This is a genomic window from Bradyrhizobium sp. USDA 372 (assembly GCF_053629095.1).
In genome coordinates this window covers 6,445,217-6,469,145 of record NZ_JBRJHR010000001.1, presented here as the reverse complement: position 1 = coordinate 6,469,145, position 23,929 = coordinate 6,445,217, and the positions used below count along the sequence as shown (strand labels likewise).

Here is a 23,929-nt window from a genome sequence, read left to right as displayed (position 1 = left end):
GTCGGCGTCGGGAACGCTTTTTCGAGGCCCCTTGCCGGAGCGAGCGACGTTCGGAATCCGAGGCATTGCCGGCGCCGCTTTCTCGGCAACGGACGACGCCCGATCAGGAGAACGGACATGCTTGCCGACATTGACACCGACGATCTCACCGAGGTCGTGCGCTATGCCCTGGAGACGACCCGCGCGACGACGGCCTGCCCCTTCCATTGCGACGTGATCGTCCGCATCGGCGATGACGCCGCCGAGAGCCACGCCTTCGAACGTGCCAAGCGGATCGTCAGATGCGACGGCGCGGAATGGGACAAGGAGGCCCTCAGGGCCGAGCTTGGCCGTCAGCTCGGCGCAGCCGCAGACGGGCGCTGCCCGAAGTGCGATCCGACCGCCTCGTGCACCTAAGGCCCGCCCCGGCGGCTTAACTTGTGTGAAGGCCGCAGATGCAATTGACCCTTAGCCTGCACGACGCGCGTCGTGCACCAGAGGTCAGACGTTCCGTGAAAGTGACAAAGCCGATCGCCTCCATCATCCGGGGCAGATCCAAGACGGATAGCCCGCCGCCGGACGGGGACGACGAACGTCAGCTGCCGCCATCGACCGAGAGGCGTCAGGTCGTCGATGAGTACGCCGAAAACCTGCGGAAAATCATCCGGAGACTGCTTGGAAGGCTGAACTGATCGCGCTTGGGCGCATCCTTGGGCGCTTTGCCCGAACCAGTCGACCGCCTTGCGATCTTGCTGAACGGGGAAGCTGGCTGGGGCGGGAGGGATCGAACCTCCGAATGGCGGAATCAAAATCCGCTGCCTTACCGCTTGGCTACGCCCCAACAGACGACGAACGGAACGGGTCGAACCGGCACCCGCAGATTCCCGTCGGTCGCTGCCGGTCTATAGGGAGCGGCGGGGCATTTCAACCGCCTGGAGGGGCAAAAAGGGCCAGGCGGCTGGCGGCCAACACTCTATTCTGGGCCCGAATGGCCTGCCCGTTCCGGCCAGACGATCCTGCGTCCCGGCAGTTGAGACCGCCCCCGTTTCATGGGAATACGGCGCCAACAATTGTTCTCGGGGAGTGAGCCATGACCTACCGCGCGCCGATTTCTGACATGCTGCTGTCGCTCAACCATGGCGCGGGCCTCAAGGCCGCCTTGGAGGCCGGCCATTACGGCGATTTCGACGCCGACATTGCCGCGGCCGTGCTGGAGGAAGCCGGCAAATTCGCAACCGACGTGCTGGCGCCGCTCAACAAGGTCGGCGACGAGCACGGCATCAAGCTCGAGGGCGGCAAGGTCACGACCGCGCCGGGCTGGCCTGACGCCTACAAGCGCTGGACCGAGGGCGGCTGGAACGCGGTGTCCGGCCCCGAAGATTTCGGCGGCCAGGGCCTGCCGCTCGCGATCAACGCCGCCTGCTCCGAGATCTGGAGCGCGGCCAACGTCGCCTTCGGCCTCTGCCCGCTGCTGACGGCGTCGGCGATCGAGGCGCTGGATGCCCATGGCAGCGACGAGCTGAAGACAATCTATCTCGAAAAGCTCGTCTCCGGCGAATGGACCGGCACGATGCAGCTGACCGAGCCGCAGGCCGGCTCCGACGTCGGCGCGCTGCGCACCCGCGCCGAAAAGCAGGCGGACGGCACCTATCGCATCAAGGGGACGAAGATCTTCATCACCTATGGCGAGCACGACATGACCGACAACATCGTGCATTTCGTGCTGGCGCGTCTGCCCGATGCGCCCGCCGGCACCAAGGGGATTTCTCTCTTTCTTGTTCCCAAGTTCATGGTCAACGCCGACGGCTCGCTGGGGCAGCGCAACGACATCTATGCCAGCGGCGTCGAGCACAAGCTCGGCATGCATGCCTCGCCGACCTGCACCATGACCATGGGCGATCATGGCGGCGCGATCGGCTTTCTGATCGGCGAAGAGAACCAGGGCATGCGCTGCATGTTCACGATGATGAACCAGGCCCGCCTCGGCGTCGGCCTGGAGGGCGTCGGCGTCGCCGACCGCGCCTACCAGCAGGCCCTGTCGTACGCGCAGGAGCGCCGCCAAGGCCGCGCGGTCGGCAAGACAGGCGACGGCTCGGATGCGATCTTCGTGCATCCCGACGTCAAGCGCATGCTGATGCGGATGCGGGCGCAGACCGCGGCCGCGCGCACCATCTGCTATGCGACGGCGGTCGCGATCGACGTCTCGATCCGCGCCAAGGATCCGAAGGTACGCACTGAAGCAGCTGCGCGCGCGGCGCTGCTGACGCCGATGGCCAAGGCCTATTCCACCGATATCGGCAACGAGGTCGCCTATCTCGGCGTGCAGGTGCATGGCGGCATGGGCTTCATCGAGGAGACCGGCGCGGCCCAGCACTACCGCGATGCCCGCATCACCGCGATCTACGAGGGCACCAACGGCATCCAGGCGATCGATCTCGTCACGCGCAAGTTAGCTGCCAATGGCGGCGCTTCGGTGTGGGCGCTGCTCGACGAGCTCTCGGCAACCGTCAAGAAGGTGGAGGCGTCCAACGATCCCGCCTTCGGCACCACGGCCGCCAAGCTGCGCGAGGCGCTGGAGGCGCTCACGCGCAGCAGCAAATGGCTGTTGGAGCGCGTTGCCTCCGCTCCGAACGACGCGCTTGCGGGCGCGACGCCCTATTTGCAGCAATTCGGCGCGACGCTCGGCGGCTGCCTGCTCGCCTCCGAAGCGCTCGCCGCCAAGGCCGAAGGCCTCGGCGATGCGCCGCGCTACGTCTCGCTGGCGCGATTTTTCGCCGAGAACATTACGGTGCAGGCCGGCGCGCTCGAGCGCACCGTGACGGAGAGCGCGGAATCGGTCGCGGCGGCGGATGCGGTGCTGCTGGGTTAAGAAAGCCTATGGCCCGGATGGCGCGGCAGCGTAATCCGGGCCGGCGTCTCTCGTGGGCGATCACCGATTCTTCCAAGCGTTTTGTCGCAATTGTTGCGATGCGCTACGGTGCCATGTGGGAATACGCCGAAAAGGTTGAGCCAGCGCATTGGCACGCCTGCGGGATGATGTAGGCTATTGCCCGGCGAGACTCGCGAAGCGGCGAGCGCAAGGGGGCTCTCATGGCGAATGGCAATATCGTCGTCACCGAAGAGCGCGGAACGCGCGTGATCACCCTGCGCCGCCCGGGCAAGAAGAACGCGATCACCCAGGACATGTACCGGGAGATGAGCCACGCCATCGACACCGCCCAGAACAATCCGGACATCCGCTGCATGATCATCACCGGCGGCTCGGGCGTCTTCACCGCCGGGGACGACATCGACGATTTTCTCCACGCCGACGCCTCGCGGCCCGAGATGCTGTCGAACGGCGTCAAATTCCTCTACTCGCTCGCCCTCAATGCCAAGCCGATCATCGCAGCCGTCGACGGCGCCTCGATCGGGATGGGCACCGTGATGCTGTTCCACTGCGATTATGTGCTGGCCTCGAACGCGGCGACCTTCTCCGCGCCCTACATCCATCTCGGGCTGGTGCCGGTCGGCGCGGCCAGCCTGTTGATGCCGAACACGATGGGCTATCAGCGCGCCTTCGCGATGCTGGTGATGGGGCGCAGCTTCACGGCCGCGGAGGCCCATGCCGCAGGCTTCGTCAACACCGTGGTCTCGCCGGGACACACCGAGGTCGAGGCGCGCAAGGTGGCGCGCGAGCTCTGCCGGCTGCCGGCCGAGGCTGTCGCGACCTCGCGCAAGCTGCTGCGCGCCCCACCCGAAGAGCTGACCCGCCGCATCGACCAGGAAGGCCATCTGTTCGGCGACCGGCTCAAGTCGGAAGAGGCGATTGCCGCGTTCAATGCGTTCGCGAACAGGAAGAAGCGGTGAGGTGCTGCGCGTCGCCCCACCTCCGGCGTCATTCCGGGGCGCGCAAAGCGCGAACCCGGAATCCATCAAGCGGCAGAACTGGCGGATGAATGGATTCCGGGCTCGACGCTACGCGTCGCCCCGGAATGACGGCGAGAACTTTCGTGAAATCTTCGCGCCGAACGACTAGACTCAATTCCATGCATTGCCCATCCATCCTTGCCGCACTCGCCCTCGCCACCCTGCCCGCCTCGGCCCAGAGCGCAGCCCCCGTCGAGCTGCGCGTTCTCGCGATCAACGATTTCCACGGCAATCTGCGGCCGCCGCCGGGCGGCATCCGCATCAATGACCCCGAGGACAAATCCAGGAAGGTGACGGTGGCGGCCGGCGGCGCCGAGTACATGGCGACGCTGGTGAAGCAGCTGCGCGAAGGGCACAAGAACACCGTCTTCGTCGCCGCGGGCGACCTGATCGGCGCGAGCCCGTTTCTGTCGGCGATGTTTCACGACGAGCCGTCGATCGAGGCGCTCTCGATGATGGGCCTTGCGATCAGCTCGGTCGGCAATCACGAATTCGACGAGGGCAAGACCGAGCTCCTGCGCATGCAGAACGGCGGCTGCCATCCCGTCGACGGCTGCCAGGGACCGCATCCCTTCGCGGGGGCCAAATTCCATTATCTCGCGGCCTCCACCGTCGAGACTGCGACCGGCAAGAGCGTGCTGCCGCCCTACGAGATCCGGGAATTCGACGGCGTTCCCGTCGGCTTCATCGGCCTGACCTTGAAGGAGACCGCCGGCATCGTCTCGCCAGCGGGCATTGCCGGGCTCGAATTCCGCGACGAGGCCGAGACGGTGAACGCGCTGGTGCCGCAGCTGAAGGCGCGCGGCGTCGAAGCGATCGTGGTGCTGATCCACCAGGGCGGCGATCCCGCCGGCGACTACAATGAATGCCCTGCGATCACGGGACCGATCGTCGACATCGTCAGGAAGTTCGACCGTGCCGTCGACGTCGTCGTCAGCGGCCACACCCATCGCGCCTATGTCTGCGATATCGACGGGCGTCTCGTCACCAGCGGCGACAAATACGGCACGCTCGTCACCGCGATCGACCTCAAGCTCGATCCCGCAACGCGCGACATCGTCGGCGCGAAGGCCGAGAACGTCATCGTCGCCAATGCTTCGCTGGCCAGGGATCCCGAGCAGACCGCATTGATCGACGCCTACGACAAGCTCTCCGCGCCGATCGCCAACCGGCCCGCGGGCTCGGTGACGCAGACATTGTCGCGCGTGCCGAACGAGGCCGGCGAAAGCGCGCTCGGCGATATCATCGCCGACGCGCAATTGCTCGCAACCCGCGATGCGAAGGATGGCAGCGCTGTCATTGCGCTCACCAATCCCGGCGGCATCCGCACCGACATCGTTCCGAAGGAGAACGGCGCCATCACGTTCGGCGACGTCTTCGCCAGCCAGCCGTTCCGCAACCGCCTCGTCACCATGACGCTGACGGGCAGCCAGCTCAAGGACATGCTCGAGCAGCAATGGCTGGACCCGAAGCGGCCGCGGATTCTCCAGGTGTCGAACGGCTTCAGCTATACTTGGGATGCTTCAAAGCCGTTCGGCGAGCGCATCAGCCTCGAGAGGATGACGCTCAACGGCAGGCCGATCGAGGCTGGAAGCGGCTACCGCGTCACGCTGAACGATTACCTCGCCGTCGGCGGAGATGGGTTTACCGTCGCCAAGCAGGGCACGGCGCCGCAATATGGCGGCTACGATGCGGACGCGCTGTTCGCGTTCTTTAGGGCGCACGGGCCGGTCGGTCCGCTGCCGCCCACCCGCATCCTGCGGGTGGATTGATCCGGATCAAGCGGGCAGGCCTTTGCCATTCCCGGCCAAGCGCCTAGATTGGGTTTTGCATTGCGTTTTGGCGCCGGATGCGCCAACGACGGCAAAAGCCCGCATCCCATGAGGCCGACCTGATGAGCACGCTTCTCCTTTCCCACAAGGCCTGCCTCGACCATGTCACGCCGCCGGGACACCCTGAGCGGCCGGATCGCCTGCGCGCGGTGGAAGAAGCTTTGTCGCATGAGCGCTTCCAGTTCCTGGCGCGCGATGAGGCGCCGGAGGGCGATCTCGATCTCGTCACGCTCTGCCACAACGAGCACTACGTCACCGAGCTGCGCCACATCGCCCCGACCAGCGGGCAGGTCTATATCGACGGCGACACCTCGATGTCCCCCGGCACGTGGGAGGCGGTGATGCGCGGCGTCGGCGGCGCGGTGGCGGCGACCGAAGCGGTGATGGCGGGCGAGCATCGCAACGCCTTCGTCGCGGTGCGCCCGCCCGGACATCACGCCGAGATCGGCAAGCCGATGGGCTTCTGCTTCTTCGACAACGTCGCGATCGCCGCGCGCCACGCCCAGCGCAAATACGGCATCAAGCGCGCGGCCATCGTCGATTTCGACGTGCATCACGGCAACGGCACGCAGGACATCTTCTGGTCGGACCCGACCGTGATGTATTGCTCGACGCACCAGATGCCGCTGTTTCCGGGCACCGGCGCCAAGGGCGAGCGCGGCGATCACGACACCATCGTCAATGCGCCGCTCGCCTCCGAGGATGGCGGCCCGGAATTCCGCTCAGCGTTCGAGAATCTGATCCTGCCGCAGCTCGAGAAATTCAGCCCCGAGCTGCTGATCATCTCGGCCGGCTTCGACGCGCATTATCGCGATCCCCTGGCTTCGCTGAACCTGCGCGCGGAGGACTATGCCTGGGTGACGCGCAAGCTGATGGATCTCGCCGACAAGACCGCTGGTAGCCGCATTGTTTCGGTGCTCGAGGGCGGCTATGACCTGCAGGGACTGAAAGAATCTGTTACGGCGCATGTCGGCGCCCTGATGGGCGCTTGACGCACCCGCCACATTACGCCCGCAAAACTCTGCTTTCTCCAAGGTGAAGCGAAGCGGGCAATCGGAAACGGATATGGCCGAAAATACGCAAGTCGACGTCTCCAGGCTCACCTTCGAGCGCGCGATCGAGGAACTCGAAACGATCGTGAAGCGGCTCGAGGACGGCAAGGTGCCGCTCGAGGAATCCGTGACGATCTACGAGCGTGGCGAGGCGCTGAAGCGCCGCTGCGAGGAGTTGCTGCGCCAGGCCGAGGCGCGCGTCGACAAGATCACCACCGATGCCAGCGGCCAGGCCACCGGCACTGCGCCGCTCGACGTCCAATAAAGAGTGCTTTCCCGCTCAGTCTCCTGACCACCCAGGGCCGCGCGAGACGCGACGACAGGTCCGCGCAAAATGTCTTCGCGGGGAGCGTGGCCGCTGCATCCTTTTGGGATCGCACGGCGCAGTTCCCGGCCGGCAGCGGTTCCGGGAGTAAATCGATAACGTCCCCGCCCCAGAATCGGGCCTTGAAGGCGAGAAAAGCTCCGTTCCGGGCAAAAAAGCCAGCCAGGAACCGAGCAAGGCCGGAACCCCTTACCCCCGGCCAAGGTTAACCACTCTGGCCCGCGAGTTGCACTTGCATACCCCTAATCGGCCCAGCGGGTTGGCTTTGGCCCAAGCTTTGGTGTAAAGCTGCGCGGAGTGTGGCTTTTTGCGAGCCTTGCGTGGGCACTGATTACCGACGACAAGTGCTTCAAACTGCTGTTGAAATTGGCTTGGGACGGACGAAGCCGATCTAAGTGACAGGGATCACAGAGACTGAACCGGAGCGCACTTAAGCTTACCTAAGCTTGAAGGCGGGGCCTTGCCCCGTGCAGGTGGCTCCGACGGTTATAGGACTCGCGCTGCGCCGATATTGTGCAAACCCATCGCGCACCGGAATGACCTTCCGGTGCTGACAAATTGGAAATCGCCGTGAACGCATACAGTAAGACGCCGCTTCTCGACACCATCCGGACACCGGAAGACCTGCGCAAGCTCAAGGTCGAGCAGGTTCGCCAGGTTGCCGACGAGCTGCGGCAGGAGACCATCGATGCCGTCTCGGTGACCGGCGGTCACTTCGGCGCGGGTCTCGGCGTGGTCGAGCTCACCACCGCGATCCATTACGTCTTCGATACGCCGCGCGACCGGCTGATCTGGGACGTCGGCCACCAGGCCTATCCGCACAAGATCCTCACCGGCCGGCGCGACCGCATCCGCACGCTGCGCACCGGCGGCGGCCTGTCCGGCTTCACCAAGCGCAGCGAGAGCGATTACGATCCGTTCGGCGCGGCGCATTCCTCGACCTCGATCTCCGCCGGCCTCGGCATGGCCGTGGCGCGCGACCTCTCCGGCGGCAAGAACAACGTTATCGCCGTGATCGGTGACGGCGCGATGTCGGCCGGCATGGCCTATGAGGCCATGAACAATGCGGGTGCGATGAACTCGCGCCTGATCGTCATTCTCAACGACAACGACATGTCGATCGCGCCGCCGGTCGGCGCCATGAGCGCCTATCTGTCGCGCCTCTACTCCGGCAAGACCTATCGCACGCTGCGCGATGCGGCCAAGCAGATCAACAAGCGCCTGCCCAAGATCCTCGCCAACCGCGCCAATCGCGTCGAGGAATATTCCCGCGGCTTCATGATGGACGGCGGCACGCTGTTCGAGGAGCTCGGCTTCTACTATGTCGGCCCGATCGACGGCCACAACCTCGACCATCTCCTGCCCGTGCTGAAGAACGTCCGCGACATGGAGACCGGCCCGATCCTGGTCCACGTCGTGACGCAGAAGGGCAAGGGCTACGGCCCGGCGGAAGCCTCCGCCGACAAGTATCACGCCGTCGTCAAGTTCGACGTCGCGACCGGCACGCAGGCCAAGGCCAAGCCGAATGCGCCGGCCTATCAGAACGTGTTCGGCCAGAGCCTCGTCAAGGAAGCGCAGAAGGACGACAAGATCGTCGCCATCACCGCGGCGATGCCGTCGGGCACCGGCGTCGACATCTTCAACAAGGCCTTCCCCGACCGCACCTTCGACGTCGGCATCGCCGAGCAGCACGCGGTGACCTTTGCCGCCGGTCTTGCGACCGAAGGCTACAAGCCGTTCTGCGCGATCTACTCGACCTTCCTGCAGCGCGGCTACGACCAGATCGTGCACGACGTCGCGATCCAGAACCTGCCCGTCCGCTTCGCCATCGACCGCGCCGGCCTCGTCGGCGCCGACGGCGCGACCCATGCCGGCTCGTTCGACAACGCCTATCTCGGCTGCCTGCCCAACATGGTGATCATGGCAGCTAGCGATGAAGCCGAGCTGGTGCACATGGTGGCGACCCAGGTTGCGATCAACGACCGCCCGAGCTCGCTGCGCTATCCGCGCGGCGAAGGCCGCGGCATCGAGATGCCCGAGGTCGGCATTCCGCTCGAGATCGGCAAGGGCCGCATGATCCGCCAGGGCAGCAAGATCGCGCTGCTCTCCTTCGGCACGCGCCTCGCCGAATGCGAGAAGGCGGCCGACGAGCTCGCCGCCCACGGCCTGTCCACGACGATCGCCGATGCGCGCTTCATGAAGCCGCTCGACACCGAGCTGGTGCTCAAGCTCGCGCGCGACCATGAGATCCTGATCACGATCGAGGAAGGCTCGGTCGGCGGCTTCGGCTCGCATGTCGCGCAGTACCTGACCGACCAGGGCGTGCTCGACAGCGGCATGGTCAAGTTCCGCTCGATGGTGCTGCCCGACGTGTTCCAGGATCACGACACCCCGGCCGCGATGTACGCCCGCGCCGGCCTCGACGCCAAGGGCATCGTCGCCAAGGTGTTCGAGGCGCTCGGCAAGGACGTGAAGGCCGAGACGGTCAAGCTGGCTTGATACGTCGTACGGGCACCGGACCCACCTCTCCCATAGGGAGAGGTCGGATCGCGCAAGCGATCCGGGTGAGGGGTTCAGGTCCCACGTGAGAGCGTAACCCCTCACCCGCGCCTTCGGCGCGACCTCTCCCTCCGGGAGAGGTTTTGCACCGCCGACGCCGCGGCAACTCGATGCCTTCTTGGTCGGTAGTCCCATGAAAATCTATCTGGCAGGTCCCGACGTGTTCCTGCCGGATGCCGTCGAGATTGGCCGGCGCAAGGTCGATATCTGCACGACGCACGGGCTGACCGGCCTCTATCCCCTCGACAACGCCGTCGACCTCTCTGCGCCCGACGCCTCGCGGCAGATCTTTTGCGGCAACGAGGCGATGATGGACGCGGCCGATGCCATCATCGCCAACCTGACGCCGTTCCGCGGTGCCGGCGCCGATCCCGGCACCGTCTACGAGCTTGGCTACATGGCCGGACGCGGCAAGTTTTGTCTCGCCTATTCCAACGACGGCGCCGCCTATGCCGACCGCGTCTCGCGCTTCATGGAGGTCACCTCCGAGGACGGGCGGCTGGTCGATGCCCAGGGGCTGACGGTCGAGGATTTCGGGCTCGTCGACAATCTCATGATGATCCATGCGCTGGAGCTGCACGGCTGCCCGCTGGTGACACCGGCCACGATGCCGATCGACGTCTGGCACGATCTTGCCGCGTTCGAGACTTGCGTCCGGATGGCGGCCGCGCGATTGATCGCTACATAAGCGCCAGTCCTTCTCGAGTGAACCGATGTCCCCTGCCCGCAAGCGCGCGGATGTATTGCTGGTCGAGCGCGGCCTGTTCGAGAGCCGGGCGCGGGCCCGCGCGGCCATCGAGGCCGGCCTCGTCACGGCCGACGACAAGCAGGTCTTGAAACCGTCGGAGACGATCGCCGAGGATGCGGTGATCCAGGCCGAGCCCGCGCACCCCTACGTCTCCCGCGGCGGCGTCAAGCTCGCCGGTGCGCTGGAACGGTACCCGATCGACATCGAGGACCATGTCTGCCTCGACGTCGGCGCATCCACCGGCGGCTTCACCGAGGTGCTGCTGGCGAACGGCGCGAGCCTGGTGTTCGCGGTCGATGTCGGCACCAGCCAGCTGCATCCCTCGCTGCGCGATCACCCCAAGATCGTGTCGATGGAGGAGACCGACATCCGCAGCTATGACGGCAAACGCCTGCCGGCGCGCCCCGATGTCGTCGTCATCGACGTCAGCTTCATCTCGCTGAAATCAGTGCTGCCGGTGGCGCTGTCGCTGGCGGCCGCGCCGATGAGCCTGCTGGCGTTGATCAAGCCGCAATTCGAGGCTGACAGGAAGCACAACAAGAAGGGCATCATCCGCGATGCCGCCGTGCACCGGGAGATCTGCGACGACATCGCGGCCTTCGCGGCGTCGCTCGGCTGCACCGAGATCGAAATATTCCCCTCGCCGATCACCGGCGGCGACGGCAATATCGAATTCTTCCTGGGCGCGCGCCGTGGTTGAGCGCATCAAGATCGATCATGTCGGCCATCGCGGCGACGGCGTCTGCCGCGACGCCGGCGAAGCAATCTATGTGCCCTACACGCTCGGCGGCGAGACCGTCGAGGTCGATCACGTCGTGGGCCATCATCCCGACCGCCGCAAGCTGCTGGCGGTGAAGCTCGCAAGCCCGGAACGCGTCGAGCCGTTCTGTCCGCATTTCGGCGTGTGTGGCGGCTGCGCCATCCAGCATTGGGCGGCGGAGCCGTATCGCGCCTGGAAGCGCAGCATCGTGGTGGAGACGCTGGCGCAGGCCGGCATCGATTGCGATGTGGCGCCGCTGGTCGACGCCCACGGCGCCGGGCGCCGGCGCATCACGCTGCACGGCCGGTTCGGCACGCACGACATCCTCAAGGTCGGCTTTTCGGCTGCGAGCTCGCACGACGTCATCCCGATCCATCGTTGTCCGATCCTCGATCCCGCGCTCGACGGCGCGCTCGATGCCGCCTGGGCGCTGGCGGAGCCGCTGACGTCCAAGATGCCGGTGACCAAGCCATTGGACATCCAGGTCACCGCGACCGCAGGCGGCCTCGATGTCGACGTGCGCGGCTCCGGCCCGCTGCCGACGGCGCTCGCTACGGCGCTGTCGCGCGTCGCCGAACAGCACCGCCTGGCGCGGCTGACGCGGCATGGTGAGCTGGTGCTGCAACGGCTGCCGCCGACGGTGCGGATGGGCCGCGCCGAGGTGACGCTGCCGCCGGGCTCGTTCCTGCAGGCGACCGTGGCGGGCGAGGAGACGCTTGCGGCACTCGTCGCCGAGCGCATCGGCAAGGCCAGGGAGGTTCTCGACCTCTTCTGCGGCGTCGGCCCGTTCGCGCTAAGGCTCGCGGAGAAGGCGCGCGTCACCGCCTATGACAGCGACGCGGGTGCCGTCGCGGCGCTGGCGAAAGCCGCGCGGACGCCGGGCCTGAAGCCGATCAAATGCGAGCCGCGCGACCTGTTCCGCCGCCCCCTGGTGCCGCAGGAGCTGCGCGACTTCGACGCCGTGGTGTTCGACCCGCCGCGCCAGGGCGCGCAGGCGCAGGCGCTGAAGCTTGCCGCAAGCAAGGTGCCGGTCGTGGTCGCCGTGTCCTGCAACGCCGCAACCTTTGCCCGCGACGCACGGCTGCTGATCGACGGCGGCTACCGGCTGGAGGCCGTGGCGCCGGTCGATCAGTTCCGCCACACGCCGCATGTCGAGCTGGTGGCGAAATTTAGTCGCTAACGCCGAATGGCTTTAGGTTGATTCGATTGCCACGGGCTCGGTGCAACCTCTCCCGCTTGCGGGAGAGGTCGCGCCGAAGGCGTGGGTGAGGGCTTTCTCCTCTAGGGGATTGTCCCATTGCTGAAGCACCCTCTCCCCAACCCTCTCCCGCAAGCGGGAGAGGGAGCGCACCTCCGTCGTTGCGCGATCAAGCCTCATTTGATCACGCCCTAGCGCCGAAGGCCGCTCAGCGCCGGCGATTCGCCTGGCAGCATGTTCGATCTGATATCGCTGTCCATGCGGCCCGAATCCTGCTGGGTGTAACCGACGCCGAACGACAGGCTGAGATTTGAGGTCGGCTTGAATTCGACACCAGCAAACCCGCCATAACCGGGCGCGGCGCTGGAGGTGAGCGGCGCCAGCGAGCTGCCGATACCGTTGCCGTATTTCAGCGTGTCGAATCCGGCAAAGAAGGTGACGGGCATGCCGCCAGCCGTCTTCATGTTGTAGCCGAACCGCGTGCTGTCATAGGAGAGCGCGCCGGAATTGCCGAACGAGCCCGCCTGGTTGAAGCCGCTCAATCCGAAATCGGCGCGTTCGCGGCCGATGAAGAAGCCGTTCGCAGAGCTCGCACGCCAATCGGCCTCTCCGGCGTTGAAGCTCGCAAGGTTGCCATAGGTGTCTGAGCTCAAGCCGGCAGCACCGCCAAGGCCGAAAGGCCCGCCGGGAATCCAATATCGCAGCGGCGCGACTTGCGCATGAACCGTCCCTCCGCCGAGGCAGAGCAATGCGAGAGCTGCAAGAGCGCATGAACGTGCAAGGTCGAACATTCTGGCTACCGTCTAAAACGCTGCAAAACTATACTCCCCGACCATCATCAATGCCAGCGGAGTGACCGCGCCGGCCCTCGCGGCCGCAAGTCTTTCGGGGAACCGCGTCTGATGCCGCACGATCCGTTGCTCACCCGCCTCACACCCGTTCTTGCCGCGGTACCCGGCGTCCAGGCCGTGGTGCTCGGCGGCTCGCGCGCGCGCGGCACTGCGCATTCCTCCTCCGACTATGACATCGGGCTGTACCGCTCCAACGCCGCTCGGTTCGACACGGATCGACTGCTGACAGTGGTGAAGAACATCGCCGACGATCCCGACGCCGCGATCGTGACGAGAATTAACGAATGGGGATCGTGGATCGTCGGCGGAGCGTGGCTTTCGATCGAGGGACGAAAGGTCGATCTGCTGTACCGTAACGTCGATGATGTCGAGCGCGTCATGTCGGCCTGCCGGTACGGTACGGTCCTCATGACCTACCAACCCGGCCATCCGCATGGCTTCTGCTCGGCGATCTGGATGGGCGAGATCGCATATTGTCAGCCGCTGCACGATCCGAATGGCGTGATCGCCCGGCTCAAGTCGATCGCACTTCCCTATCCGGAGCCTCTGCGCAGCACCCTGATCCGGCGCTTCCAATGGGAGGTCCTGTTCAGCATCGAAAATGCCGAGCTCGCCGCCGCACGCAACGAGCGGACCCATATCGCCGGGTGTCTCTACAGATCACTCGCCTGCGTCGCGCAGGTGCTGTTCGCACTGAACGAGCGCTATCTGATCAACGAGAAGGGGGCGCTGCAGGAGGCAGCCGGCTTGCCGCTGACGATCCCGCACCTCGTGGAGCAGTCCGACCGGATCTGGCAACTCGTCGCTGATGGCAGTTTCGCGCAGGCCTGCGCAATGCTGCGGCAGGTGGACCAGCAATTGAAGATGCTGACGCGACCCGGCGGCAGCGCGCCGTGAACGCTATGCCGTCCTGTCGACGGACGACGACGAATCCGCCGGCGGATATTTCGTCACCGGCACCACGAAGGATTTGGTGCCAACCTGGTAGGTGATCTTGCCGTTCTGCCCGTCATCGCTCGCGATCTGCGCCTGGCCGAACATGATGACGTTCTTGTAGACGTAGCCGGTGCCCTGGCGGGTGACGCCGTCGGTGGTGACGCTGACCTGGGCTTCCTTGCCATTGACGGCCAGCACCTTGAAGCTCGCGCTCTTGCCGTTCTCGCTGGAATAGCCACCCCAGCTTCCCATGAGGCGGCTGTCGGAGGCCGGGGGAGCCTGCTTCTCCAGATTGGCGGTCTGCTTGCCGGCGCCGCCGAAGGAGAACAGCATCACCATGTTCTTGCCGTCCTTGGTCCCGACCGTGACGCCGCCAAAGGTGATGAGCGTGCCCTGAACTTCGGCAAAGCCGCGCTCGGTGTGACCGTTATGGGTATACTCGACCTGCGCCCGGGCACCGCGGATGTTGACGACCTTGAAGCCGACCGGCTGGTTGTTGCCCACCCAATTGCCCTTCCAGTCGCCGATCAGAGCGCTCTGGCGATACAGCCGCTCGTTGGCGGGGGAAATCTGGCTGGTGCTCGATGTGACGGTGGCCATTGGATTGCTCGGACGGGCCTGACAAACCCGTTTTCGCTCGCTGGGGCATGTCAGGATGCCGGCGGGAACGAACAGAAACCATGCGATTAGGGCCACGCACCCGTTAACGAGCCGTTAAGCGCGAGCATCGGCCGGGCGGGCAAAAGGTCTCAGCGGGCATGATCCCGCCGGGATACCCCGTCACCCTCACCGTCCCCAGCGATCGGACCAGATCTTCTCGCCGATCAGGCAATTGACGCGCGGCTCCTTGTCGGCGACGCGCATCACCGGGCGCTCCGGCGTGCGGCCGGCGACTTCCATCAGCAGCTTGGTGCGGATCGCTTCCTTGAACTTGTCGCGGTCCTTGATCGTGATGACGAAGGAGCCCGGCCCTCCGATGACGCAGTCCTCGTAGTAGAAATCGAGATTGTCGATATCCATGGTCGAATAGGACGGCTCCTTGACCATGATCGGCAGGCCGTTGATGACGATGCCCTTCTCCAGGGCGGCATCGCGCGCCACCGTGACCGGGCCGCCATTGTTGTTCGGACCGTCGCCGGAAATGTCGATGACACGGCGCAGGCCGCGATAGGGATCCTCGTCGAACAATGGCATCGCGAAGTTGATCGCGCCGGAGATCGAGGTGCGCGAAGCGCGCCGGATCGGCGTCTTCATGATCTCGGCGGCAACCGCATCCGCCGTCTCCGGACCATCGACCAGCCGCCAGGGAATGATGATCTTCTGGTCGCTGGAGGCGGCCCACTCGAAATAGGTCACCGCGATGCGGCCGTTCGGGCCGAGCTTCAGCGCCTGCAGGAACTCCTTCGACTGGATCGCCTGTGCGTAGCCCTCGCGCTGGATCGCGAGCTCGTCCATGTCCATGGAGTAGGATACGTCGACCGCGAGGACCAGCTCGACATCGACGGTCTGCGCGTCCTTGTCGGCCGCAAGCCGCTGCGGTTGACTTCTGGACGATTCGAATTTGGGTCCTGGTGCCGCGATGCCCGCGACGTCCCCCCCGGCAAACATGCCGGCCACCAGCACAGCCCCGATCGAGAACAGCAAACGCATCGCAGTCTCCCGTCGTATGACGCGATGGTGACATGCAATCGGCTTGCCGCAAAGCGCGAAGATCGCTTGTGCTTCACATTCAAGTGCATCGCTGCTGCGTGTTGCGGCCATAGGGCTGACAAGCGGGGAACAGGTGCGATCACTCGCACAGTCATTCCGGGGCGGCTCGAAGAGCCAGTGGAGGCGCGACCCCGCCCACTTGTCCGGCACGATTTCCATGCTAGGGTTGGTCGCACAGATGGGGATGGAGTCCCCCGACAACCGCCCGGCGGTCGATGACCTCGTGGGCTGATGACTCCTGCTTGAGGAGAGGCAATCTTGAGCCTCGGCCTTTGGCGGGAGCATGGACATACCCGCCGATGGCGGGTTTTTTGTTGCCTGATGACGAAGGCCGGCGGGCCGGAGGACGATGAAGACGTGACGATGACGACACCGAAGGCCGTGCGCGCGACGCTGCCCAGAGGGATCTGGGTGCTCGGCTTCGTCTCGATGCTGATGGACATCTCCTCGGAGATGATCCACGCGCTGCTGCCGGTCTATCTCGTCACCGTGCTCGGCGCCTCCACGCTCACCGTCGGCTTCATCGAGGGCATTGCCGAGGCGACCGCCTCGATCACCAAGATCTTCTCCGGTGCGTTGTCGGACTGGCTCGGCCGCCGCAAGCTGCTCGCTGCCCTGGGCTACGGACTGGCCGCGCTGACAAAACCGCTGTTCCCGCTCGCGCCCAGCGTCGGATGGCTGGTCGCCGCGCGCTTCATCGATCGCGTCGGCAAGGGCATCCGCGGCGCGCCGCGCGATGCGCTGATCGCCGACATCGCCCCCGTCGGCCTGCGCGGCGCGAGCTTTGGCCTGCGGCAATCGCTCGACACGATCGGTGCTTTCGTCGGACCGCTCGTGGCGATCGGCCTGATGTGGTGGACGGCTGACAATTTTGCGCTCGTGTTCTGGGTGGCGGTGCTGCCGGCGTTCCTGTCCTTTGGGTTGATCGCGTTCGCGGTGAAGGAGCCGGAGCCCGATCCGAGCCGCAAACCTGCAGAAAATCCGCTCAATCTCGCCGCGATGCGCCAGCTCGGCGCGGTCTATTGGCGCGTCGTCGCCGTCGGTGTCGTATTCACGCTCGCGCGCTTCAGCGAGGCCTTCCTGATCCTGCGCGCGCAGAACATCGGGCTCAATGCGATGTGGGTGCCGGCCGTGCTGGTGCTGATGAATATCGCCTACGCGCTCTCCGCCTATCCGGCCGGCGTGCTGTCGGACCGGATCAACCGCACCGGCCTGCTCGCACTCGGCATCGTCTTCCTCGCCGGCGCCGACCTCGCGCTGGCTCTGCTGCCGAACCTGGCTGGCCTCGCGCTCGGCGTCGTGCTGTGGGGACTGCATATGGGATTGACGCAAGGGCTGCTCTCCGCCCTTGTCGCCGACGCCGCGCCGCCCGCGCTGCGCGGCACCGCCTTCGGCTATTTCAACCTGTTCACCGGGCTTGCCTTGCTAGCCGCGAGCGTGATCGCGGGTGCGCTGTGGGACGCCTATGGCCCGGCGGGAACGTTTCTTGCCGGGCTCGGCTTCGCGCTGGTTTCGCTGGTGGGGCTGCTCGCCGTCGGCAAGGGTCTTGCGGTAGGGAGCAAGTGATGACGGGGGACTGTTCGTCTTGCTGAGCGGGGCAATTGCGATCGTGATCGGCAGCGCGCTGGGCGGTTGCGCGCGCTATTTCGTCTCCGGTGCGATCGCGCGGCGGCTGGGTGAAACGTTTCCGTGGGGCACCATGACCATCAACGTCACCGGCGCCTTCCTCATCGGCATTTTCGGCGCGCTGGCGACGCATCCGGGCTCGGTCTTCGCCTCACCCACACCATGGCTGTTCGCGGTGACCGGGTTTCTCGGCTGCTACACCACGGTGTCCTCGTTCAGCCTGCAAACGCTGACGCTCGCGCGTGGCGGCGAGCCGCTCTCGGCGCTCGGCAATGTCGCCTGCTCGGTCGGGCTGTGCCTCGCCGCCGTCAGCTGCGGCTTCCTGCTTGCGGATCGCCTGGGAGGCTAGAGGCTGATGAGCTCACCTTCTGCCGAACGCTGGCGCAGCCTTGTGCTCTACGCCTGGGTTGCCGCCGGCAGCATCGTCGGCGGGCTGACGCGCTACCTGGTCGGGCTTGTGCTCGACACCGGGCCGGGCTTTCCTGTCGCGACGCTGTTCATCAACGCGACGGGCTCCCTGATCATCGGCTTCTACGCGACGCTGACCGGCCCGGACGGCCGCGTGCTGGCGCGGCCCGAGCACCGACAATTCGTCATGACCGGGTTTTGCGGCGGCTACACCACCTTCTCGGCCTTCAGCCTGGAGACCTTCCGCCTGCTCCACGGCGGCATGAAGTACACCGCGCTCGCCTATGTCGCAGCGTCCGTGATCTGCTGGCTGGTGTCGGTGTGGGCAGGGCATATGATGGCGAGCCGCTACAATCGCCTGGCAAGGAGCTGACCATGCAAATCCCCGATCAGGCAGTTTCGCTCCGGATCTTCATCGGGGAGAGCGACCATTATGACGGCAAGCCGCTCTATGAGGCGATCGTGATGACTGCGCGCGAGCGACATCTGGCCGGCGCCACCGTGCTGCGCGGTCCGATGGGCTTCGGCAAGTCCAGCCGGCTGCACACCTCGAAGATCTTGCGGCTGTCGGAAGACCTGCCGCTGCTGATCGAGATCGTCGACAGCGAGGACAACATCAACGCATTCCTGCCCATCCTGGACGGCATGATGTCGAGCGGTCTGATCACCTTGGAGAAGGTGCAGGTCCTGCAATATGGTGCGAAGGCCGCGAGCTAATCGCTTCCGGCCGGAACCCGAGCCCGCCGTGCCAGGAGGCGGAATGAACGACACCGTCACCAAGCCGAAAACCAGGACGAAGACCAAGGTCGAGCGGCCGAAGCTGCACAAGGTCATCCTGATCAACGACGACTACACGCCGCGTGAATTCGTCACCATGGTGCTGAAGGCCGAATTCCGCATGACCGAGGATCAGGCCTACAAGGTGATGATCACCGCGCACAAGCTTGGCGCCTGCGTGGTGGCCGTATTCACCAAGGACGTCGCCGAAACCAAGGCAACGCGCGCCACCGACGCCGGCCGCGCCAAGGGCTATCCGCTATTGTTCACCACAGAGCCGGAGGAGTAGGCGCCGAGTGCCTGCTTCGGGTCAATTTTAGCGATCCGTGCTACCGCAGGTTTAGTCTCCTGTGTCACCACAATGCGATGACAGTCGCACTGCGCAAACAGCTCGAACTCAAGCCGGCCCGCCAGGAGACCTCGTTCGGTCCTTTCAAGCTCCTGCATGCCCTGCCCTGGTTGATCCTGGCGGCTGCGATGCGCGTGATCGCGTTCGGCGGCGGCGCCGTGGCGCTGCCCGCAATCATCATTTCCAACATTTCGGTCCTGCTGGCCTTCTTTGCGACGGCGCAACAATCGATCGAGGCAGCGGGCGGTCAATCCTCGCTGGGTACGCTGACACTGGGCGAGCAGTTCAAGCTCTCCTTCTCGATCCTGTGGCGGATCATGCTCTTGATGATCGCGGCGGCGCTGAGTGCCAAAGCGGCCGGCATTGAGGCTTCGTACCATCTCTTGGCGGGCCTGGACGGCATGGCGTTCGACCAGTTCACCCATGCCGGGCGATTCTGGAGCGCATGGATCGCGGCCATCGTCCTGCACATGATCATCCGTGCCGAGCGCGATGACGGCAAGGTCGCCCTGTTTGCCGCGATCGGCGAATTCGCACGGCGTGGGCTGTGGCTCGGCGCCGCCGTCATCATCCTCGGCCTCATCGACGTCGCCCTCGCCTATGGACAGGAAGCGGTGCGGACCGCGATCTGGAACTTCTGGCAGACCTCGTCGGCGACGCAGTTCACGAAGAACCTGATCTACTTCGTCTTCATCTTCAGCTTCGCCATGCTACGGCTGTGGATCACCTTGAGGGTGCTGACGCTCGGTCTGAGGCAGTCCTATGTTCGTGGCGGCTAAGGCGGTCGTCGGCGCCTCTAGGCCATCACCACCGGCGTCTCCTCCGCCAGCCCATATACGCGCTGCGCCTTGGAAAATCCCGCGATCGGAAACTCGCCGAGCTGGTGCCAATCATGGCGGCAGACATTGGCAAAACCTTCCGAGGCCACGACGGTCCGCCCCAGGCGTCCCGTGATCTTCTCCAGCCTTGCGGCGAGATTGACCGCCGGGCCGATGCAGGTGAAGTCGAGGCGGTTGCCGCCGCCGATATTGCCGTAAAGGATGTTGCCGACATGCAGCGCGACGCCGAAGCGGAAGCGCTCGACGACGTCGCCGACCGGAACGGCGAGCGCCTCGACGCTGGCGCGGGATTCGCGCGCGGCCTCCAATACGCGCGCGCAGACATGGGCGGCATCGCCGACATATTCGTCGATCGGAAACACGGCGAGCAGGCCGTCGCCCATGAATTTCAACACCTCGCCGCCATGGCCGCGGATCGCGGCGACCTGGCAGTCGAAATACTGGTTGAGGATCTCGACCACCGTCTCGGCCGGCAGCCGGTCCGACAGCGCGGTGAAGCCGCGCAGGTCCGACAGCCAGATCGCCGCCTGCATGGTGTCGTTGTGACCGCGTCGGATCTGGCCGCCGAGGATGCGCGCGCCGGCGCGATTGCCGACATAGGTGTCGAGCAGCATCTCGGCGGTGCGGCGCAGGCTGATGATCTCGCTGACGCGCGCGAGCGGGGCTATGACGGCTCGGATGGCCGCGATGTCGTCGTCGCTGAAGCCATCGGGATGCTGCGTGATCCAGCTCGTTGCGTGGACGGAGCCGTCGAGAAAGCGCAACGGCACCGCGATATAGTCGGTCGCGCCTTCGGCATGCATCTCTTCGAGGAACGGAAATCGCCTGCTGTCGGGATCGCTTGCGCGGCCCCTGACCTCGATGCCCTGCTCGAACACGACGCGAAGCGGGCTGCGGGCGAATTGCGGTGTGTCCAGGACCTCGAAATCGACGCTGCCGATTTCGACATCCTGGCCCTGCCGCCAGATGAAGTTGCGGCCGAAGACTTCGGGATGCAGCGTGCGGATGAAGATGCCGAAACGCGACAGCGGCAAGCCGGCGGCGACCAGACGTTCGCAGAAATCGGCGATCATCTCGGCCGGCTCCTGAGCCGACCAGACGCCGTCGATCAGCCAGTTGCAGACGCGCTGAAGCTCGGAGCTGTTCATGGCTGCATTTGCGGACGAAGTTGCGGGGTCGTCAAGCTGCACGGTGGGCTAGTACCGCGACATTGTCACCGAGGTGTCTTCACCTCTCCCCAGCGGGAAAGAGGTGGAAGGGCGTCAACGTCCTACCTGCCCGCGATCGCGCAGGAAGTGATCGGCCAGCACGCAGGCCATCATGGCCTCGCCGACGGGGACGGCACGGATGCCGACGCAGGGGTCATGGCGGCCCTTGGTGAAGATCTCGGTCTCGGTGCCTTGCCGATCGACGGTGAGACGCGGCTGCAGGATCGACGAGGTCGGCTTCACCGCGAAGCGCACCACCACCGGCTGTCCGGTGGAGATGCCGCCCAGCACGCCGCCGGCGTGGTTGGACAGGAAGCGCGTGCCGTCATTGCCGGAGCGCATCTCGTCGGCGTTCTCCTCACCGGTCAGTTCTGCCGCGCCAAAACCGGCGCCAATCTCGACGCCCTTCACCGCGTTGATGGTCATCATCGCACCCGCCAGATCGGAATCGAGCTTGGCGTAGATCGGAGCACCAAGACCTGCCGGCACGCCTTCGGCGACGACCTCGATCACCGCGCCGATCGAGGAGCCGCTCTTGCGGATGCCGTCGAGGTAGGTCTCGAAGAACGCGGCCTTGTCCTTGTCGGGACAGAAGAACGGATTTCTGGCGATCTCGTCCCAATCCCACTTGTCGCGATCGATCTTGTGCGGACCGATCTGCACCAAGGCGCCCCGCACCTTCACGTCGGGCAGCACTTTCCGCGCGATGGCGCCGGCGGCAACGCGCATCGCGGTCTCACGCGCCGAGGAGCGCCCGCCGCCGCGATAATCGCGCAGGCCATACTTCGCCTCATAGGTGAAGTCGGCGTGTCCGGGACGAAACTTGTCCTTGATCTCGGAATAGTCCTTCGAGCGCTGGTCGGTGTTCTCGATCAGAAGGCCGATCGGCGTGCCCGTCGTCACCTGCACGCCGGTCTCCGGATGCGCCATCACGCCGGAGAGAATTTTGACCTGGTCCGGCTCCTGGCGCTGGGTGGTAAAGCGCGACTGGCCGGGACGCCGGCGGTCGAGATCCCGCTGGATGTCGGCCTCGGTGAGCGGGATCATCGGCGGGCAGCCGTCGACCACGCAGCCGATCGCCACCCCATGGCTCTCGCCGAAGGTGGTGACGCGGAACATGTGGCCGAAGGTGTTGAAGGACATCGCTACTCGCAGGTTCGATCCCGGCGTGTGGTAACGCGCTCTCGATGAGGGGTCAAATGGCCGCCAGCGTCGTCATGGCCGGGGCCGTCCCGCCTGCGCGGCCGAAGCCGCTTCGGCGAGGCGAAGGCCCGGCCATCCACGTTCTTAGGTCGGGAGGTAAAGTGCGTGGATGCCCGGGACAAGCCCGGGCACGACGATGGGGATGGGGCTGCCCTAAGTGAACTTCTCCAGCCGCCCGTCGCGGAACACGTAGACGGCGCCCTGCTCTATATAGAGCTCGGCGGCGCTGGCGGGTGTCTCGAGCCCCAGGGACACCATCAGAGCCCGGCAGGTCCCGCCATGGGCCACCGCGACGGTGTCGGTCCGGAGCTGGTCGTACCAGGCGCGCACGCGGACCTGCACGTCGGCGTAGGTCTCCCCGCCCGCAGGCCCCACGGTCCATTTGTCGGCAAGGCGCCTTGCGTAAATGTCCGGATCCTTCGCCTCGCTCTCAGCCAGCGTCAGCCCCTCCCAGGTGCCGTAGCCGATCTCGCGCAGACGATCGTCGAGCGCGTAATCGGCAGGCGGCAATTCGAGCTTGCCGCGCGCGAGCTCCATGGTCTGGCGCGCACGGCCGAGCGGGCTCGACACGTAGGGCAGCGCGGCCTTGTCGCGTCCGTCGCGCTTGAACAGTTCGGCCAGAACGGCGCCGGCGTGCACGGCCTGGCTGCGGCCTCGTGCGTTCAGCGGAACGTCCCTGGTGCCCTGAAGCCTGCCGAGCGCATTCCACTCGGTCTCGCCGTGGCGAAGATAGTAGATCGTAAGCCCGGGCATTTGAGCTAGTGGTTAGTCCTTCCCGCCAAGCGAGATATCAGGCGCATCCGGCCGCTTCATGCCGAGCACGTGATAGCCGGAATCGACGTGGTGCACCTCGCCGGTAACGCCGCGCGAGAGGTCGGAGAGGAAATACAGTGCGCTGCCGCCGACGTCTTCGGTGGAGACGTTGCGCCGCATCGGCGCATTGGTCTCGTTCCACTTCAGGATATAGCGGAAGTCGCCGATGCCGGACGCCGCCAGCGTCTTGATGGGGCCTGCCGAGATCGCGTTGACGCGGATGTTCTTCTCGCCGAGATCGGCGGCGAGATAGCGCACGCTGGCTTCCAGCGCCGCCTTGGCCACGCCCATCACGTTGTAATGCGGCATCCACTTCTCGGCGCCGTAATAGGAGAGCGTGATCAGCGAACCGCCATCCGTCATCAGCTTCTCGGCGCGCTGCGCCACCGCCGTGAACGAATAGCAGGAGATCAGCATCGATTTCGAAAAATTCTCCTGCGTGGTGTCGACGTAGCGGCCGTCGAGCTGCTCGCCATAGGCGATCGCATGCACCAGGAAGTCGATCTTGCCCCACTTCTCCTTCAGCACCGCGAAGGCGGCATCGATGGTCGCGGCATCCGTGACGTCGCAATGGCCGAGCACGAGGCCGCCGATCTCGGCGGCGAGCGGCTCGACGCGCTTCTTCAGCGCATCGCCCTGATAGGTGAAGGCGAGCTCGGCACCCGCGGCGTGGCATGCCTTGGCGATGCCCCAGGCGATCGAGCGGTTGTTGGCGACGCCGAGGATGACCCCGCGCTTTCCTTGCATCAGACCCGAATTCTGCGCCATTTTTGCACGTCCCGTCGAACTCTCGTTGAGGTCTGGAGGTACACCAGCCCTCCCCCGCGGTACAGCCCAAATCCGCGGC

General features: G+C 65.5%; 24 protein-coding genes, 1 tRNA gene and 1 riboswitch. Of the genes, 17 read left to right on the top strand and 8 right to left on the bottom strand.

Going from position 1 to position 23,929, the window contains the following annotated elements:
- The first annotated feature begins 117 nt into the window (after nt 1–117).
- A complete protein-coding gene (locus AB7M16_RS30295; protein ID WP_172783838.1) occupies nt 118–396 on the top strand; it encodes a hypothetical protein in 279 nt (92 codons plus the stop codon).
- 349 nt (nt 397–745) lie between these two features.
- Here AB7M16_RS30295 and AB7M16_RS30290 read toward each other — a convergent pair.
- Nucleotides 746–820 (bottom strand) — tRNA-Gln (locus AB7M16_RS30290).
- Between the two features lie 249 nt (nt 821–1,069).
- Here AB7M16_RS30290 and AB7M16_RS30285 point away from each other — a divergent pair.
- The 9 genes from AB7M16_RS30285 (at nt 1,070) to AB7M16_RS30245 (ending at nt 12,344) form a co-directional block, all read left to right on the top strand.
- A complete protein-coding gene (locus tag AB7M16_RS30285; RefSeq protein ID WP_453946123.1) occupies nt 1,070–2,848 on the top strand; it encodes an acyl-CoA dehydrogenase in 1,779 nt (592 codons plus the stop codon).
- A gap of 221 nt (nt 2,849–3,069) precedes the next feature.
- Nucleotides 3,070–3,828, top strand: a complete 759-nt coding sequence (locus tag AB7M16_RS30280) for an enoyl-CoA hydratase-related protein (RefSeq protein ID WP_271500467.1) — start codon at nt 3,070–3,072, stop codon at nt 3,826–3,828.
- A 179-nt stretch (nt 3,829–4,007) separates the two neighbouring features.
- Nucleotides 4,008–5,660 (top strand): bifunctional metallophosphatase/5'-nucleotidase, encoded by a 1,653-nt coding sequence (locus AB7M16_RS30275; RefSeq protein WP_453946121.1) that lies wholly within the window; start codon nt 4,008–4,010, stop codon nt 5,658–5,660.
- A 122-nt stretch (nt 5,661–5,782) separates the two neighbouring features.
- The gene (locus AB7M16_RS30270) at nt 5,783–6,712 is read left to right on the top strand and encodes a histone deacetylase family protein (RefSeq protein ID WP_172787367.1); all 930 of its coding nucleotides are present in this window, start codon (nt 5,783–5,785) and stop codon (nt 6,710–6,712) included.
- Between the two features lie 73 nt (nt 6,713–6,785).
- On the top strand, nt 6,786–7,037 hold the full coding sequence (locus AB7M16_RS30265; protein ID WP_008132970.1) for an exodeoxyribonuclease VII small subunit: 252 nt from the start codon (nt 6,786–6,788) through the stop codon (nt 7,035–7,037).
- A gap of 630 nt (nt 7,038–7,667) precedes the next feature.
- Nucleotides 7,668–9,596: a 1-deoxy-D-xylulose-5-phosphate synthase gene (gene dxs, locus AB7M16_RS30260; RefSeq protein ID WP_172787366.1), complete on the top strand. Its 1,929-nt coding sequence runs from the start codon at nt 7,668–7,670 to the stop codon at nt 9,594–9,596.
- Between the two features lie 193 nt (nt 9,597–9,789).
- Nucleotides 9,790–10,344, top strand: coding sequence for a nucleoside 2-deoxyribosyltransferase (locus AB7M16_RS30255; RefSeq protein ID WP_453946117.1), 555 nt, complete (start codon nt 9,790–9,792; stop codon nt 10,342–10,344).
- A 25-nt stretch (nt 10,345–10,369) separates the two neighbouring features.
- Entirely contained in the window at nt 10,370–11,104 is a 735-nt protein-coding gene (locus tag AB7M16_RS30250; RefSeq protein WP_172787364.1) for a TlyA family RNA methyltransferase, read from the top strand.
- Nucleotides 11,097–12,344 carry a class I SAM-dependent RNA methyltransferase gene (locus AB7M16_RS30245; RefSeq protein ID WP_453946115.1) on the top strand — a complete coding sequence of 416 codons (1,248 nt, stop codon included), beginning with the start codon at nt 11,097–11,099 and terminating at the stop codon, nt 12,342–12,344. The genes AB7M16_RS30250 and AB7M16_RS30245 overlap by 8 nt, the downstream gene beginning before the upstream one ends.
- 209 nt (nt 12,345–12,553) lie before the next feature.
- Here AB7M16_RS30245 and AB7M16_RS30240 read toward each other — a convergent pair whose 3' ends face one another.
- Nucleotides 12,554–13,153, bottom strand: a complete 600-nt coding sequence (locus tag AB7M16_RS30240) for a hypothetical protein (RefSeq protein ID WP_453946113.1) — start codon at nt 13,151–13,153, stop codon at nt 12,554–12,556.
- A 111-nt stretch (nt 13,154–13,264) separates the two neighbouring features.
- Here AB7M16_RS30240 and AB7M16_RS30235 point away from each other — a divergent pair, with 111 nt between their 5' ends.
- Complete coding sequence (locus tag AB7M16_RS30235) at nt 13,265–14,110, top strand: nucleotidyltransferase domain-containing protein (protein ID WP_453946112.1); 846 nt, start codon at nt 13,265–13,267, stop codon at nt 14,108–14,110.
- A 3-nt stretch (nt 14,111–14,113) separates the two neighbouring features.
- On the opposite strand, the gene AB7M16_RS30230 is transcribed toward AB7M16_RS30235, so the two are convergent.
- Complete coding sequence (locus AB7M16_RS30230; RefSeq protein WP_172787361.1) at nt 14,114–14,749, bottom strand: hypothetical protein; 636 nt, start codon at nt 14,747–14,749, stop codon at nt 14,114–14,116.
- Between the two features lie 186 nt (nt 14,750–14,935).
- Nucleotides 14,936–15,799, bottom strand: a complete 864-nt coding sequence (locus tag AB7M16_RS30225; protein ID WP_172787360.1) for a DUF1194 domain-containing protein — start codon at nt 15,797–15,799, stop codon at nt 14,936–14,938.
- A 231-nt stretch (nt 15,800–16,030) separates the two neighbouring features.
- Nucleotides 16,031–16,107: riboswitch (Fluoride riboswitch) on the top strand.
- A gap of 73 nt (nt 16,108–16,180) precedes the next feature.
- Here AB7M16_RS30225 and AB7M16_RS30220 point away from each other — a divergent pair.
- From AB7M16_RS30220 to AB7M16_RS30195, 6 genes are all read left to right on the top strand, one after another.
- Complete coding sequence (locus AB7M16_RS30220) at nt 16,181–17,425, top strand: MFS transporter (RefSeq protein ID WP_453946109.1); 1,245 nt, start codon at nt 16,181–16,183, stop codon at nt 17,423–17,425.
- Nucleotides 17,426–17,444: 19 nt separating this feature from the next.
- On the top strand, nt 17,445–17,834 hold the full coding sequence (gene crcB, locus AB7M16_RS30215) for a fluoride efflux transporter CrcB (RefSeq protein WP_042336065.1): 390 nt from the start codon (nt 17,445–17,447) through the stop codon (nt 17,832–17,834).
- A gap of 6 nt (nt 17,835–17,840) precedes the next feature.
- A complete protein-coding gene (gene crcB, locus AB7M16_RS30210) occupies nt 17,841–18,266 on the top strand; it encodes a fluoride efflux transporter CrcB (protein ID WP_453946107.1) in 426 nt (141 codons plus the stop codon).
- A gap of 2 nt (nt 18,267–18,268) precedes the next feature.
- On the top strand, nt 18,269–18,610 hold the full coding sequence (locus AB7M16_RS30205; RefSeq protein ID WP_172787358.1) for a DUF190 domain-containing protein: 342 nt from the start codon (nt 18,269–18,271) through the stop codon (nt 18,608–18,610).
- A 43-nt stretch (nt 18,611–18,653) separates the two neighbouring features.
- On the top strand, nt 18,654–18,959 hold the full coding sequence (gene clpS / locus AB7M16_RS30200; protein WP_025034645.1) for an ATP-dependent Clp protease adapter ClpS: 306 nt from the start codon (nt 18,654–18,656) through the stop codon (nt 18,957–18,959).
- A gap of 77 nt (nt 18,960–19,036) precedes the next feature.
- Nucleotides 19,037–19,798 carry a hypothetical protein gene (locus tag AB7M16_RS30195; protein WP_453946104.1) on the top strand — a complete coding sequence of 254 codons (762 nt, stop codon included), beginning with the start codon at nt 19,037–19,039 and terminating at the stop codon, nt 19,796–19,798.
- 17 nt (nt 19,799–19,815) lie between these two features.
- Here AB7M16_RS30195 and AB7M16_RS30190 read toward each other — a convergent pair whose 3' ends face one another.
- The 4 genes from AB7M16_RS30190 to fabI form a co-directional block, all read right to left on the bottom strand.
- Entirely contained in the window at nt 19,816–21,006 is a 1,191-nt protein-coding gene (locus AB7M16_RS30190) for an adenylate/guanylate cyclase domain-containing protein (protein ID WP_453946102.1), read from the bottom strand.
- A gap of 114 nt (nt 21,007–21,120) precedes the next feature.
- Nucleotides 21,121–22,209, bottom strand: coding sequence for a chorismate synthase (gene aroC / locus AB7M16_RS30185; RefSeq protein WP_172787355.1), 1,089 nt, complete (start codon nt 22,207–22,209; stop codon nt 21,121–21,123).
- Between the two features lie 213 nt (nt 22,210–22,422).
- Nucleotides 22,423–23,022, bottom strand: a complete 600-nt coding sequence (locus AB7M16_RS30180; RefSeq protein WP_453946100.1) for a histidine phosphatase family protein — start codon at nt 23,020–23,022, stop codon at nt 22,423–22,425.
- Nucleotides 23,023–23,034: 12 nt separating this feature from the next.
- Nucleotides 23,035–23,850, bottom strand: a complete 816-nt coding sequence (gene fabI / locus AB7M16_RS30175) for an enoyl-ACP reductase FabI (RefSeq protein WP_080135587.1) — start codon at nt 23,848–23,850, stop codon at nt 23,035–23,037.
- Nucleotides 23,851–23,929 lie beyond the last annotated feature (79 nt).

Coding starts and splice junctions, on each gene's coding strand:
- AB7M16_RS30295 (WP_172783838.1), top strand. CDS start 118: ATGCTTGCCGACATTGACACCGACGATCTCACCGAGGTCGTGCGCTAT.
- AB7M16_RS30285 (WP_453946123.1), top strand. CDS start 1,070: ATGACCTACCGCGCGCCGATTTCTGACATGCTGCTGTCGCTCAACCAT.
- AB7M16_RS30280 (WP_271500467.1), top strand. CDS start 3,070: ATGGCGAATGGCAATATCGTCGTCACCGAAGAGCGCGGAACGCGCGTG.
- AB7M16_RS30275 (WP_453946121.1), top strand. CDS start 4,008: ATGCATTGCCCATCCATCCTTGCCGCACTCGCCCTCGCCACCCTGCCC.
- AB7M16_RS30270 (WP_172787367.1), top strand. CDS start 5,783: ATGAGCACGCTTCTCCTTTCCCACAAGGCCTGCCTCGACCATGTCACG.
- AB7M16_RS30265 (WP_008132970.1), top strand. CDS start 6,786: ATGGCCGAAAATACGCAAGTCGACGTCTCCAGGCTCACCTTCGAGCGC.
- AB7M16_RS30255 (WP_453946117.1), top strand. CDS start 9,790: ATGAAAATCTATCTGGCAGGTCCCGACGTGTTCCTGCCGGATGCCGTC.
- AB7M16_RS30250 (WP_172787364.1), top strand. CDS start 10,370: ATGTCCCCTGCCCGCAAGCGCGCGGATGTATTGCTGGTCGAGCGCGGC.
- AB7M16_RS30240 (WP_453946113.1), bottom strand. CDS start 13,153: ATGTTCGACCTTGCACGTTCATGCGCTCTTGCAGCTCTCGCATTGCTC.
- AB7M16_RS30235 (WP_453946112.1), top strand. CDS start 13,265: ATGCCGCACGATCCGTTGCTCACCCGCCTCACACCCGTTCTTGCCGCG.
- AB7M16_RS30230 (WP_172787361.1), bottom strand. CDS start 14,749: ATGGCCACCGTCACATCGAGCACCAGCCAGATTTCCCCCGCCAACGAG.
- AB7M16_RS30225 (WP_172787360.1), bottom strand. CDS start 15,799: ATGCGTTTGCTGTTCTCGATCGGGGCTGTGCTGGTGGCCGGCATGTTT.
- AB7M16_RS30220 (WP_453946109.1), top strand. CDS start 16,181: ATGACGAAGGCCGGCGGGCCGGAGGACGATGAAGACGTGACGATGACG.
- crcB (WP_453946107.1), top strand. CDS start 17,841: ATGAGCTCACCTTCTGCCGAACGCTGGCGCAGCCTTGTGCTCTACGCC.
- AB7M16_RS30205 (WP_172787358.1), top strand. CDS start 18,269: ATGCAAATCCCCGATCAGGCAGTTTCGCTCCGGATCTTCATCGGGGAG.
- clpS (WP_025034645.1), top strand. CDS start 18,654: ATGAACGACACCGTCACCAAGCCGAAAACCAGGACGAAGACCAAGGTC.
- AB7M16_RS30195 (WP_453946104.1), top strand. CDS start 19,037: ATGACAGTCGCACTGCGCAAACAGCTCGAACTCAAGCCGGCCCGCCAG.
- AB7M16_RS30190 (WP_453946102.1), bottom strand. CDS start 21,006: ATGAACAGCTCCGAGCTTCAGCGCGTCTGCAACTGGCTGATCGACGGC.
- aroC (WP_172787355.1), bottom strand. CDS start 22,209: ATGTCCTTCAACACCTTCGGCCACATGTTCCGCGTCACCACCTTCGGC.
- AB7M16_RS30180 (WP_453946100.1), bottom strand. CDS start 23,022: ATGCCCGGGCTTACGATCTACTATCTTCGCCACGGCGAGACCGAGTGG.
- fabI (WP_080135587.1), bottom strand. CDS start 23,850: ATGGCGCAGAATTCGGGTCTGATGCAAGGAAAGCGCGGGGTCATCCTC.